Genomic DNA, 12,020 nt, shown 5'->3' on the forward strand with positions numbered 1-12,020 from the left:
GCAACATACAACAAAAATAAAGGTACATGAACCCTTATCGTATTGCCAGTTGGATAAAATATCCTGCTAAGTCTCTGATATTTCTGATAAGCTCAAATTAACTCTATCCATTTGCTCATTTTGTCCTAGTGGATAAGCCTAAAATGGACTATTCTTCTTTATTAAAATTAAAGAATAAAATGAATCAATAAATCTAACAGACCGAAAAAATAAAGTGATGAAAAATTTTCTATCAACTTTGATGTTCTTTTGGCAGCCATATTGATTTTCCGTTATAATATACTGAATATTAAATAAAATATGGCAGCACAATATGATAAAACGCCTTAACGACTTTGAAGTTGCGGACCCAAAAGATCGCCCAAGCAGCAAAACAGTGTCTGTTTTACCTATGCAATTTGGTGATGGTGAAGCAACTAAACGTATTGTTCTTCAGGCGGCTAAACGTGTAATTGAAAAACACAAAGATGAACTACTAGCACTTGCTTAAAAATAAGACCAATATTTAATGTCATTACCTTGAGTAGTAAGTACTTTTAATAACAAATTTCTTGGCCGTCCATAATCTAAAATATCTTCAGAATAATCAAAGTATTATTTAATGTTGTGTTTTGTAAAAATATTGAATTTGATCGTTGACAGATTAAGGTATACCCAGCTAATCTAGTCTTACACAGCAAAATCTGTGTTCGGGCGTAGGAAACCTGATATCATCTAGGTGCAAATTAAACGTCGCACTAGCGGCTATTTTTTTGCTTACTGTTTCAAGCAGTCGTTATGGCAGTTTGACAGGACAACCGCAAGGTTGGCTGAGCCTAGATTCAGTATTTCCTACTCCTGTTGAGCTGCCACCATCACCGTAGGAAAGTGATGCTGGTAAGTATTTAAAACTTATCTAGGACGACAACTATGAACGCAATTTTTCATGGTGCAAACACTTGCACACCTAAAAAACAAACCTCGCAACTCATTGTTGAACTTGGTAAATCCATTTCGAATCCACACCGTCAAAATTTAGCAAACATTTATATTGCACTTGATACCGCAAGCTCTGTATTACAAGAGCTTGAATATGCGCATCAAATTATTCGTCACTGCTTGCGTGAAATGAGTGATAAGCAGATACTTGAAGTTGCCAAACTCAATCAAGATAACAACCTCTGCTCTCTGTGGGCATTTCGTACACACCAACGTCAAAAAATGATTGAACGTGCTGGGCGTGTTCTTGGAGTACGCTATGTCCAAGGCTAGTAAGAATAACCTTCTTATTTCAGGAGACTATCCCTTAATTGCTTCGCCGACGCTTGCCAAAGCGTACGGCGTGGCAGCCGCTACATTCTTGCAAAAACTACATTATTGTTTACAAAGTAATGAAGTCAAAATTCATCAAAATAAAAAGTACTGGTTTCATAGCTATGAACAGTGGGTAGATACGCTTGGTTTATATAGTGTCTCTACGATCAAGCGAGTCGTGTCAAAATTAAAACATGCAGGTATTCTAATTACACATAAATTGGCAAAGAATAAATGGGTACAAACTAACTTTTATACGATCGACTATAAAAAGTTAAAACAATTAATGACAGTAAAGAATGGACCTAAAAATCAACCTGTAGAACCAACTCCTATTCCAACAATAACAGTTACATCATTAGTTAATTCAGTTCAAGCAATCCAGCCTTCTATGCCATCTAACTCGATTCAACAAATATTACAGCCAGTCAATGTTGAATCAACACCATCACACTCATCATTAAAAGTTGCAAGAGAATCTCATCCGCACTCTAATCTTGTAATTACCGAAAATAAAGCAATACAGGGATTGAGTCAGCCGCTCTACCCTATCGCACCTGATGAAGTGTTAAAAAATATGAGCATGGATTACCGCTATTTTTATCAAGCACTGCGGCAACAAAAAGTCGATATTCATTATGATGATCAGCGTATTCAACAATTACTGAAATATCAAAAATTTATTATTCGGCATATTGTGTATATTAAACAGTCTTTTTGGGGGCAAGAGCGTTATCAGTGGCATACTTTTGAGCAACTGCAAATGGAAAGATATTTACGGAAGAAATAGCAACATCATCTGATAATAAACAAGTAGTCAACTTATATAGTTATTCGCATATTTCAATACTCGGTAAGTCATATGAGTTCAACTAAGAATATTACTGGATCACAAGCGACAATCCAAAGGGTCATAATAATTTCTGCATAGAGCCTAGCGTTGGATTGCTATCTTCCTGTTCCATTTTTTGAATGGTTTGTGATGCTAGACGAGTGAGCTTTGCCATTTCCTGTAATGTCAGATGCAGTTCCGTCCGTAAGTAACGAGCGACTTGATAAAAAGGCCATTCGGGATGCTTCATAATTGTAACAAATGCGTGTTGACGGTAAGCCACTTCCTCACTTCCTGTTCTTGGACGATAACGTTTATCCATGACTCATATTCTCGAGTTGCTGCATATAGTGAATCAGTTGCCGATATTTAGGTAAGAGATTCACAAGTTCGGCTTGCAATGCTGACGGGTCAATACCTGTCACCGTATAAATCTGTTGTAAGACTGATGCCCAATTCGGTGAACCACCCTTATCATCCTGTTCCCAGCGAGTAGTTCTGGCAATGCTGTCAGGATGTAACCACATCGGCGCAAAATCAAAAAGTGGCGTTAAGGCAATACGTCCATCAGCATATCGTTGAATTGCCGTATTTCGACTATGGTTATCTTTATTTCCCAAAGCCACATTAGCAATATCACGCTGTAAATATTCAAGGATTTCCTGTTTGGGATCAGTACACACTTTAGCAAGCAACTCACAGACTCGATTATGCGTTAACCTAACGTTTTACGGATTTAGTAATAATACGTGCATCTCGTATCCCAGCCATAGCCTTATTCTTATATCAATGACTCAATTATTCTTATTCATGGAAGATTGGTTTAAATTTTTTAAAGTTAACTATATAGCTAATATAGTTAATACATCATATAATGTTAGCTATAGGGCTAATATGATATGGTAAGATGCTATGGCAAGTAGGCTAGAAATTGGTAAAAAAGTAAGCAGAGAGAGGAAAGCTCTCGGCTATACACAACAAAAGCTATCAGAATTGACACGGATAAATAAAACAACGATTTCCGAGATTGAGAATGGCCGTTTTACTGGGTCATTTGATATATTTGAACGTGTACTGGCTGCTGTTGGCTTACAATTTGAAGCCACCCCAAAGAAACATACTCTACCCGACTGGGATGAGATTGAAGATATGTTCTCCGAGGATGAAAAATGAACACGAACGTCAATCTACCTCGTAAAATCAATACAATTACGATTTGTACGAATCAAATGGAATTAGGGGTATTGACCTATGGTTCTGTACACCACTATCAACCGACCCAAGAGAAGCATCCCGTATCACTCACAATGACCAGAAAAGGTATGGATGGCTATTCATCTGGTTCACTTCATCCTATATTTTCCCAGAATCTCCCAGAAGGGTTTAATCGCCGATTTATTGCTGAAAAACTGGCAAGATATGCCAAAGTCAATGATATGTATTTACTGGCTCTACAAGGGAGTCAGGGAATAGGAATGCTCTCCTATAAAAGTGAGTTGAATTTACCCGAAGCTGAATCTTTAAGTCTAGGTGAAATTCTGTCCTATAGCAACAATGAGCCACTGTTCCCACAATTATTAGAAAAATATTATCTTAGAAATTCCTTGGCAGGGATGCAACCTAAAGTCAGCATACCCAATGCAACAACGATCCAGACCGATAGAACGGTTCAGCAAAAGGATTTAATTGTAAAAACCTTTGATTCGGAGTTTCCATTACTGACGGTCAATGAATTTGTTTGTATGGAAGCTGCCCGCTATTGTGGACTTGAGCCACCAAAAACGTATCTTTCTGAAAATTTAGAAACTTATGTGGTTGAGCGTTTTGATAAAAGTCATGATGGTACAAGACTTGGATATGAAGACTTTAGCACCTTAATGAAGAAATCTAATGATCCTGACGCAAAATATACAGGAAGCTATGAAGCTTTGTTAAAAGCAACTTATCTCTATACAGACAATCCAAACGAAGTTGAAAAAATGTATCGGTATATTGTTTTTAACTGTTTAATTGGTAATGGTGATGCACATCTTAAAAACTTTGCACTGCAATATTCCCCTGATATGCAGAATATTTTTGTTTCACCGCCATTCGATATTACCCACACGCTCATCTATCAAACGATTGATCATAAAATGGCACTTAAACTCGATGGCAGCAAAGAATTTCCAAATATATCAGACCTGATTAAGTTGGCTAAAAGTTCCCAATTTAGGATTAGAAATCCGAAAGAAATCATAGAACACCTAAGCGACAATATTACGGATTATCTTAAATCTTCCAACCAAGTTCAGGTTTTTAATGGTTTACGTGAGTCTATCGAATCTTCAATATCGAATATCATGACTTCAAATCTTTCAGCCAAAAATTATCGCCATGACAAAAATAAAAAATTTGAATAGATAAGACTCAATCCCAAACATTTTTAATCCTTGCTGCCAGCGAGTTGCAAATGACTTGTGATTAATCAGGATCAGTAAGTCTATAGCCATTTTACATCTCCAAAGTTAACGTTAAGTTATCTTTAGAGGGACTACGTGTCCATTATTTTGTCTAGGATCAAAATCGTACTAAGACTAATTTCAAATGATCCGTCTATAGAAAGTGCATAGACGGATCATTCGATTAAAATCAAAGGTTGAATAAAGACTGATTAAATCCATTGAACTGGCTCATCAGAGATAACCGACCTTGGTTTTTTAATGTATATATATTAAAAATCATAATCTAGATTTTTCGATTGAACAATATGATGTATATTCGCATTTTCCTGTTCACGTTTTTTAGCCAACGCTAACTCATACTCTTTTTTATAGAGTTCACACAGGTTATTTTGACGAATTTCCCGAATCTCCTTTCTATAATTTGCCACTTTGTCTTGATCTTCAGGACCGGCGCTATACAGTAATTGCCGAGAAATTTGAGGAACATCCTTTAATTTAGTTCCATATTTTTTATTATAATCTTCATTTGATAAGCACGATACTGCACTACTCACTTCTAATTGAATACCATGAATTTCTACAATTTTTGTTGGCGCATATTTTTCTAAAAACTCATTTATTATTTTCTCAGTTTTTGTTCGGTAGTGAAATAATATATTACGACCAAATCCAAGCACATCAGCCGTTATTTTTAATGCACCACCTTTATCAGGATTTTTTTGACGATATTGCTTGAAGAACTGCTCTGGGGAACGTTGAATATTATCCAACATACATTTTTCTGAAAATAATAAATGTAAATGTGGTTGTTCTGAATGACCATCCAGTGCAGCAATATGATTATGAATTGCAATTGTTGATGGCATTTTATATTGACCGCAAAATTCATGCATTAATCTTTCAGACAATTCAATACGGCGATTTTTATTCAACTCTTTTGGTAAAGCGATTGTAATATGTGATGAGGTTCGTCGGGTCTCACTTGTATATTGATCTGCTGCATACCAAAACTGATCAGGATGATTTTCAGCCCAAATTGGCATATGATATGAAGCACAATATTCAAGCTCTTCAATTTCATTTTTATGCTTAGAAAAATATAAAGTACGAGTAATATAGTGATATGCACTTTTTGACAATCGATACTTTGAATGACCATCACTCAATTTCTTTTGACTATTGCCTTTAACATTGTGACTTAAATGAAAATAATACATTTCTATCTCCGATCTTGATTTATTTGCAATATCGGATCCTACGAAATTTTAAAAATTCATGATTCGTTTCGTGAAGAAAAATGAAAAAAACTTAAATTATGATCAAAAAATACACACTCAAAAAAACTGCATGAGTAACAAACCCCCTAAATTAAGAATAACAAACTAAAAAAGTTAAAAAATATAAATTTTTATCAATAAAAACAAATGCATAAGATGTTTATAAAAAACGTGTAACAGCTTAACTAAATAAGAGTAACACTATTTAAATATACGAGTAACGCCGATAGCGCTTAAGAGTAACACCATATAATCATTAATAATCATAGACTTAAAAATTAAAAGGGCTGCGCAGCACGAGGAGAAGTGTCTTTTAAATTAGAGCGAAGCGATAATTTAAAAGACACGGATACGAGATATAAAAAATCTTTTTTGCATTCGCAAAAAAGATTTTTTATCTGTCCCACTATTAACAGCCATAAATTAACAAAAGAGTAGTATTTTTTGAAAAACTCAACTTATGACGATTTTTTTTGAGACTCTGTGATATACCAACATTTTCTTAATTAGATATGGTTTAAAAATGGCTAGAGTTAAATTAACAGTGAATGATATTACTTTAAGGGTTGAAAAACACTTAAGACAGATAGCAAGACGTACTCATTCAGATGAGTTAGTATTACAATTGATTCAATCGAAAACAGCAAATCAATTTACAACAGAAGACATCAAAAAACTGAAAAATAAATATCAGAGAATTTTAGCATTAGACAGATTAGAAAAATCAATGGAATCTATCTGTGCAATAGGAAAGAGAAATCGCTCTTATATTGAAAATGATATCGTTGATTTTAGTGGATATGAAGACCCTTCCTCTCAGACTGATGACAGATTAAAAATAGCAATAAAAATGCTAAAAAATTACAATAGAAAAATTCCAGATCAAATTAAACAAAAAGCACATAATGAGATTAAAAACTCTTTCAGCAATTCATATAAGCAAAGAAATCAGAAGATAAAAGACAAGAAGAAAGAAAATCATGAAAAATTTTTTATAGGAAGTGTGTTTATATCATTTTTAAAATCTCAAGATATTGAAATGAATTATCTTGATATTACACTTAAGATGATAGAGCTTTATCAAACTAAAAATTATTTTAGAAAAGAGTTATTTTTAGAATCAGAAACTAAAGAATTTAAATTCTCAGAAGAAGGAAGAAAGTTCAATAATAAGAAAAACTCTATTTTATCTGATCCAAGAAATCCTTTTAAAACTAAATCATAAAATTAAAAGATAAGGCAGTATACGTTATTAGCTCATTTATTTTAAATGAGCTGAGTAGTTAACGTTGCTATAATTTAGAACTAACAAAAGATTATTTACTGATATAATAAAAAAATAAGTCTTTTTTTTGATTTTTTGCATAAAACTCATCTTTTTTAAAATTAATTTGCTAAAGTTCATTTTAAATTAGTTGTATTGCTGACCCTCTGCAATTATTTTAAAATCAATTTCTAACGGAGAATAATGTGGGAATTATAAAAAAATATGTAATGGTAATTGAATCTGATCAAGCTCCACAAGTTTTTTTAAACGATACAATCCCCAATGTGGGTACTGTGATCGAATTAAAAACAGAGCAACTACCCAACCGTGTAGATGCATCATGGCTACAAGAGCGGTTCAATATTTCACGCAAAGCACTCATAGAGAAATTGCGTATTTTCAATAAAGGCTCGGATACCAAGCACCTATATGACCCCAAAGAAGTCATACCAATTTTAGAAAATCTTAGTGTAACGGTAAAACGTGGTGCAAGACGTAAAAATTAAGGGAGCAACAGCTCCCTTTTCTTTTAAGCGTTCATCATTTTAGCAATGTCCGATGCATTAGGATTGTAATAAGTGTTGATCAAAGTCTTAATATCTCTATGCCCTGTCACTTTTGCCAATATCTCAACTGGCAATTTCCGCTTATTTACAAAATTGGTAATAGCAACATGTCTTGTATCATGAAAATGAATTAATCCTGATAAGCCTGTTTTCTTCAAAGTGCGTTGCCAGCATAGGCGAAACGAATTGTCATTGTGAGGTATCAGCTTGACTCTATCTTTATGTGGCACCAAGTCTAATAATGCTCTAGCCTCCTTAGATAAAGGTACATCTCTTGAATCACCATTTTTAGTAATCGGTAAATGGATATAATCTTTATATATGTTATTACAGGTTACTCCAATAATTTCACCACGACGCATGGCAGTTTCCATAGCGAATAGAAACGCCCAAGCAACGTATTGCCCTGGTGTCGATGGCGTCGTTCCTGACTTATAATTGGATGCGGCTAGAATTTTATTAATTTCATCTGCACTAATTAATCGGTTACGAGGTTTAGGCTTTAAGGGCTTGGCCACTTTTGCAAATGGATTTTCAGCAATGAGAAACAATTCATTTTTTGCATAATTGAATATTGAACAGTATAGGCACATTTGACGCTGCACAGTACCCGACGAAACTTCCTTCAACCTATCGTTGCGCCATTTTGTCACTTTTTGCGGTGTAATATCATGGATAGACATTTGTGTCATATCGCCAAAGTATCGATCAAATGCACTTAACTGTTGTTTGATGTAAGTGTAACCACGCTTATGTCTCCCAACTTCAAGATAATACTTTTCAAATAAAGATCGGAAAGGATACGGCGGTTTTTCTTGTAATGTAATTAAATTGCTGTACTGTGCTTTCAATTCAAGAAGACGAGTAGCTGCCCATTGCTCACACTCACGGGCTGTATCTCTTGTGGCTGTATCACGGAGATCTTTGTAGCGGACTTGAATCCGATATGAATTGCCGCGCTTCACTGGTTTTTGCATAAAATCACCTTGGTGTCGTAGCAGCACCAAACACGAAAACCAAGATAAATACTTGGTGTCGAAATGGTGCTAAAACGGAAATGATAAGGTGTTTTTGACGCAAATTTTGAGTATTTTGCACCCTCAAGCTGACCAATTTAGCATTAAAAACTGAGGTTCTTTTCCAACTTTAGCAGCTTAAGCAATTGATATTTAAGCATTAAAACTTGGTAGGCATATCCAGACTCGAACTGGAGACCTCTACGATGTCAACGTAGCGCTCTAACCAACTGAGCTATACGCCTAAGTGCGTGCATCATAGCATTTTTTGGAAAACAGACAAGTGATTTTCTTTTAATTTCTATGCAAATGTATATTTTCCAATCAAATCAATCAACTGCCTTAATTCTGCCTTGGATAAATTGTTGATATAAGTATGCTGTGTATAAAGTTGCATAATCTTGGTCAGTCGTTCATCCACACCATTATGCTGTTGAATGCGTTTCAACCAGCTTAAAACAGGTTCATTTTCCAGACGTTGTAATTTGATATGATTGAGCCGTTTAGACAGTTGTTGCAATGCGCGATCGAGTTTGGATTGTGGCACACGCTGACTTCGTGACAAATACCAGATCACAGTGCCAATAATACTGATGATCGCCAATAATAGAAGCATAAGCTGTTGAGATAAATGTTCTATAGAGAATCGTTGTAACCAGTTACGCTGCTTATTTTGATCAAATCCAACCACCTTGCTTTGCCATTGATAATTGACATAATCCGCCCAGATTCTGGCCTGTGTCAGCCACTGACTTTGCAATCGATTGAAATGAGCATCGCCAAACAAGCTAGTATTTTGGGCATAGTTTTGCATGCCCTGCTCAATACGTTCTGCCGCAATCGCAGCTGTAGGATCAATACGCACCCACCCCTGATCTTTAAACCAGACTTCAGTCCATGCATGAGCATCGAGTTGGCGCACTTCCCATGTTTGTCCATCCGGTGCAGCTTGCCCACCTTGGTAGCCAACCACCACACGGGCAGGAATCCCAGCCATCCGCATTAAATTTACAAAAGCAGAAGCATAATGCTCACAGAATCCCGCACGGGTGCGAAACAGGAAATCATCGATTCGATCACCATTTAATAAAGGTGGTGACAAGGTATAAGAAAAATTCTCTTGACCAATCCAGTTTAAAATGCGTTGTGCATATCGCTGCGGATTTTCTCCCGACTGATGCCATAACTGTGCGGAAAATGCTTTGGTTTGCGGATTGGCTTGTGCGGGTAAAGCTAAATTACGTTTTCGGAGTTCTTCTGAAATCTCAAGATTTGCAACCGGATTCGGTTGTAATAATTTAAACTCAAACTGGCGGCGGCGAGTCAAGGGAAAAGGCAATTGTATACTTAAATCCGGCTTTAGCTGTAAGGGCTGTGCAGCAATACTATAGTCCAAAGCATAGGTCCAGTTTTGAAAGGTTGGCTCAATGATCATTTGATAATCTATTACCTGAAAACGCGAAGTACTCTCAGGCAGTTGATACCAAACTGGCAGAATGGATTGCGGATTGCTCAGGTCTTTTTGCTGTACAAATGCTGCATATTTGTTACGATCATTCTGCGTCCATTTCAGCCCATTAAAGTCTTCCAGAACCATAGCACGCCAATAGAGTTGTGATTTTGGTGGCAAAGAGTGTGGCATAGGGAAAATGACACGAAATGCCAGTTCACTAGATTGACTTAATCTGGCAATATCCCCCGGAGACATTTCATCACTGACGCCGGTTTTGGCTTGCTGATTCGAGGTTGGCATACTCCATAATGGCGGTAAGCGCGGGAAAAATAAAAATAATACCACCATGATTGGCATTGCAATTAACAGCAGCTTGCCTACTGTTTTAAATGCCTGTTGACGTAACTGTTTGGAAGAAACCTCCTGAATAAGCACTTCTTCGTAAGCAGCATGATAGCTTTGCAATTGATACATGCCATAAAAACATGCAAATACCCCGATTAGTGCAGCAACTGCCAGTATTAATCCTTGTCCATACAAAAATAAGCTTGCCACAACAAATAAAGCAAAATTCAATTGGATAATGGCATCACGATAATTTTTAACCTCAAATGCTTTGCCTAATAGAATCAAGGCCAATGCTGCACAACCAGCTTCGACGTCAAAAAAAGTTTTGTACTGCAAAAAAATAATACCAAGTCCCACAACTACAACGGTATATTGCAGCCATCTGGATTGTGCCTGCCGGAAATTACCTTTGCGATATAATAAAACTTGCCATATGACCAATAACGCAGCCATTAACAGACTTAAGCCGACAGGCATATAAAAAAAATGTGGAATCAATACAGCAAACAATGCCAATAATATGGATTGATAGTTTTTCTGATGGAGGCTAGTTTGGGCCAGTGTTTTTGCTTTATTTTTTTTGAATAGCATCATGGCTCCTGTGCCAGTATTAATCTGGCCTGATCATAATGCTGCTCGCCCATGCCAAAAGGCAAACTTTGACTCGGTAAAGTCAGACTAAAACCAGCCTGATGCAAATGAGCTTGTTCCACCAGATACATGAGCTGCCCCAATTTTTCTTCATGTAAACTTGCGGGCATCTGCTCATAATAAAAATTTAAGGCATGATGGGGGACTTCTTCAAATTGTTTAACCAGCAATCCTCGTCCTTTGGCATATTGTTGCCATGCAATCCGGTTTAAAGCATCACCAGATTGGAACTCTCGTAAGTGACTAAAATCTTCTGTCCCCTGCTGCTGTTGCTGTAAAAATGATTTAAAGCCAAACTGGGTCAAGTTTACTTCTATTGGCCGCGGTGCAATCCAGATCTGTTTTTGAGGATAGACAAAACTCCACGCACGGATAATCCCAAAAGGATAGACACTATAAAAATATAAAGGTGTCAGTTGATACAGTCCCCGCTTGGAAACGATATGATCAAACTGCACAACGAGGGGAGATTTTAAAATGGTGATTTTTTTTGCCTGTTGTAGATACTCACAGCGCAAATGTAAATGAATTTGATTTTTCTGCGGTATAAATTTGAATTTAATCGTAAAAGGCTGTCCCGCTTGTCCTAGCTCTGCGACTTCATAAGCAATGTTTAACCCATATAACTGTCGAAATGCCAGATAAAAGCTCAACAGTAAAATACTTGATAGCAAAAAGCATAGGGCTAAAACCAGATTATTGCCGTAGTTAATACCTGCAATAAAAGTAATTAACAGTAATACCAGATAAAGATAGCCTTCACGATTAAAAAATACCAACACATCTCGCTGTGCCAGCGTTTTAGAACCTTTTAACTGAAAGCGTCTGCTCAGCCAATTTTGCCAATACTTTTCTAACAAAGACATAGAGCGT

The 12,020-nt window shown here is 36.2% G+C and carries 12 protein-coding genes, 1 tRNA gene and 1 pseudogene; 7 read left to right on the forward strand and 7 right to left on the reverse strand.

From position 1 onward, the window contains the following. Positions 1-313 precede the first annotated feature (313 nt). The 3 genes from CAP51_RS17260 (at position 314) to CAP51_RS00160 (ending at position 2,083) form a co-directional block, all read left to right on the forward strand. Positions 314-490: a hypothetical protein gene (locus CAP51_RS17260; RefSeq protein WP_171294691.1), complete on the forward strand. Its 177-nt coding sequence runs from the start codon at positions 314-316 to the stop codon at positions 488-490. A 419-nt stretch (positions 491-909) separates the two neighbouring features. Continuing rightward, the gene (locus CAP51_RS00155) at positions 910-1,251 is read left to right on the forward strand and encodes a hypothetical protein (protein WP_087618697.1); all 342 of its coding nucleotides are present in this window, start codon (positions 910-912) and stop codon (positions 1,249-1,251) included. Beyond that, positions 1,238-2,083: a hypothetical protein gene (locus CAP51_RS00160; protein ID WP_087618698.1), complete on the forward strand. Its 846-nt coding sequence runs from the start codon at positions 1,238-1,240 to the stop codon at positions 2,081-2,083. Before CAP51_RS00155 ends, CAP51_RS00160 begins: the two co-directional genes overlap by 14 nt. 121 nt (positions 2,084-2,204) lie before the next feature. On the opposite strand, the gene CAP51_RS00165 is transcribed toward CAP51_RS00160, so the two are convergent. After that, positions 2,205-2,447 (reverse strand): helix-turn-helix domain-containing protein, encoded by a 243-nt coding sequence (locus CAP51_RS00165; RefSeq protein ID WP_087618699.1) that lies wholly within the window; start codon positions 2,445-2,447, stop codon positions 2,205-2,207. A 10-nt stretch (positions 2,448-2,457) separates the two neighbouring features. Further along, positions 2,458-2,850 (reverse strand): annotated as a pseudogene (locus tag CAP51_RS00170) (HipA domain-containing protein); the annotation flags it as partial. Positions 2,851-3,037: 187 nt separating this feature from the next. Here CAP51_RS00170 and CAP51_RS00175 point away from each other — a divergent pair. Next, a complete protein-coding gene (locus tag CAP51_RS00175; RefSeq protein WP_087618701.1) occupies positions 3,038-3,298 on the forward strand; it encodes a helix-turn-helix transcriptional regulator in 261 nt (86 codons plus the stop codon). After that, on the forward strand, positions 3,295-4,527 hold the full coding sequence (locus tag CAP51_RS00180; RefSeq protein WP_087618702.1) for a type II toxin-antitoxin system HipA family toxin: 1,233 nt from the start codon (positions 3,295-3,297) through the stop codon (positions 4,525-4,527). The genes CAP51_RS00175 and CAP51_RS00180 overlap by 4 nt, the downstream gene beginning before the upstream one ends. 311 nt (positions 4,528-4,838) lie before the next feature. Here the strand turns inward: CAP51_RS00180 and CAP51_RS00185 are convergent, their stop codons facing one another. After that, positions 4,839-5,786: a MobA/MobL family protein gene (locus tag CAP51_RS00185; protein ID WP_087618703.1), complete on the reverse strand. Its 948-nt coding sequence runs from the start codon at positions 5,784-5,786 to the stop codon at positions 4,839-4,841. A 583-nt stretch (positions 5,787-6,369) separates the two neighbouring features. On the opposite strand from CAP51_RS00185, the gene CAP51_RS00190 reads away from it, so the two are divergent. Both CAP51_RS00190 and CAP51_RS00195 read left to right on the forward strand, forming a co-directional pair. Beyond that, positions 6,370-7,071 carry a hypothetical protein gene (locus tag CAP51_RS00190; protein WP_087618704.1) on the forward strand — a complete coding sequence of 234 codons (702 nt, stop codon included), beginning with the start codon at positions 6,370-6,372 and terminating at the stop codon, positions 7,069-7,071. A gap of 245 nt (positions 7,072-7,316) precedes the next feature. Continuing rightward, positions 7,317-7,619 carry a hypothetical protein gene (locus CAP51_RS00195; protein ID WP_087618705.1) on the forward strand — a complete coding sequence of 101 codons (303 nt, stop codon included), beginning with the start codon at positions 7,317-7,319 and terminating at the stop codon, positions 7,617-7,619. 23 nt (positions 7,620-7,642) lie between these two features. Here the strand turns inward: CAP51_RS00195 and CAP51_RS00200 are convergent, their stop codons facing one another. The 4 genes from CAP51_RS00200 to CAP51_RS00215 form a co-directional block, all read right to left on the reverse strand. Further along, positions 7,643-8,656 (reverse strand): tyrosine-type recombinase/integrase, encoded by a 1,014-nt coding sequence (locus tag CAP51_RS00200; protein ID WP_087618706.1) that lies wholly within the window; start codon positions 8,654-8,656, stop codon positions 7,643-7,645. Between the two features lie 207 nt (positions 8,657-8,863). Further along, positions 8,864-8,940 (reverse strand) — tRNA-Val (locus CAP51_RS00205). Between the two features lie 56 nt (positions 8,941-8,996). Further along, positions 8,997-11,087 (reverse strand): transglutaminase TgpA family protein, encoded by a 2,091-nt coding sequence (locus CAP51_RS00210; protein ID WP_171294692.1) that lies wholly within the window; start codon positions 11,085-11,087, stop codon positions 8,997-8,999. Next, positions 11,087-12,013 (reverse strand): DUF58 domain-containing protein, encoded by a 927-nt coding sequence (locus tag CAP51_RS00215; protein ID WP_087618708.1) that lies wholly within the window; start codon positions 12,011-12,013, stop codon positions 11,087-11,089. The genes CAP51_RS00210 and CAP51_RS00215 overlap by 1 nt, the downstream gene beginning before the upstream one ends. Positions 12,014-12,020 lie beyond the last annotated feature (7 nt).

This window comes from Acinetobacter populi, from assembly GCF_002174125.1.
GTDB classification, from domain to species: domain Bacteria; phylum Pseudomonadota; class Gammaproteobacteria; order Pseudomonadales; family Moraxellaceae; genus Acinetobacter; species Acinetobacter populi.

Coding starts and splice junctions, on each gene's coding strand:
- CAP51_RS00185 (WP_087618703.1), bottom strand. CDS start 5,786: ATGTATTATTTTCATTTAAGTCACAATGTTAAAGGCAATAGTCAAAAG.
- CAP51_RS00165 (WP_087618699.1), bottom strand. CDS start 2,447: ATGGATAAACGTTATCGTCCAAGAACAGGAAGTGAGGAAGTGGCTTAC.
- CAP51_RS00210 (WP_171294692.1), bottom strand. CDS start 11,087: ATGCTATTCAAAAAAAATAAAGCAAAAACACTGGCCCAAACTAGCCTC.
- CAP51_RS00215 (WP_087618708.1), bottom strand. CDS start 12,013: ATGTCTTTGTTAGAAAAGTATTGGCAAAATTGGCTGAGCAGACGCTTT.
- CAP51_RS00155 (WP_087618697.1), top strand. CDS start 910: ATGAACGCAATTTTTCATGGTGCAAACACTTGCACACCTAAAAAACAA.
- CAP51_RS00200 (WP_087618706.1), bottom strand. CDS start 8,656: ATGCAAAAACCAGTGAAGCGCGGCAATTCATATCGGATTCAAGTCCGC.
- CAP51_RS17260 (WP_171294691.1), top strand. CDS start 314: ATGATAAAACGCCTTAACGACTTTGAAGTTGCGGACCCAAAAGATCGC.
- CAP51_RS00160 (WP_087618698.1), top strand. CDS start 1,238: ATGTCCAAGGCTAGTAAGAATAACCTTCTTATTTCAGGAGACTATCCC.
- CAP51_RS00190 (WP_087618704.1), top strand. CDS start 6,370: ATGGCTAGAGTTAAATTAACAGTGAATGATATTACTTTAAGGGTTGAA.
- CAP51_RS00175 (WP_087618701.1), top strand. CDS start 3,038: ATGGCAAGTAGGCTAGAAATTGGTAAAAAAGTAAGCAGAGAGAGGAAA.
- CAP51_RS00180 (WP_087618702.1), top strand. CDS start 3,295: ATGAACACGAACGTCAATCTACCTCGTAAAATCAATACAATTACGATT.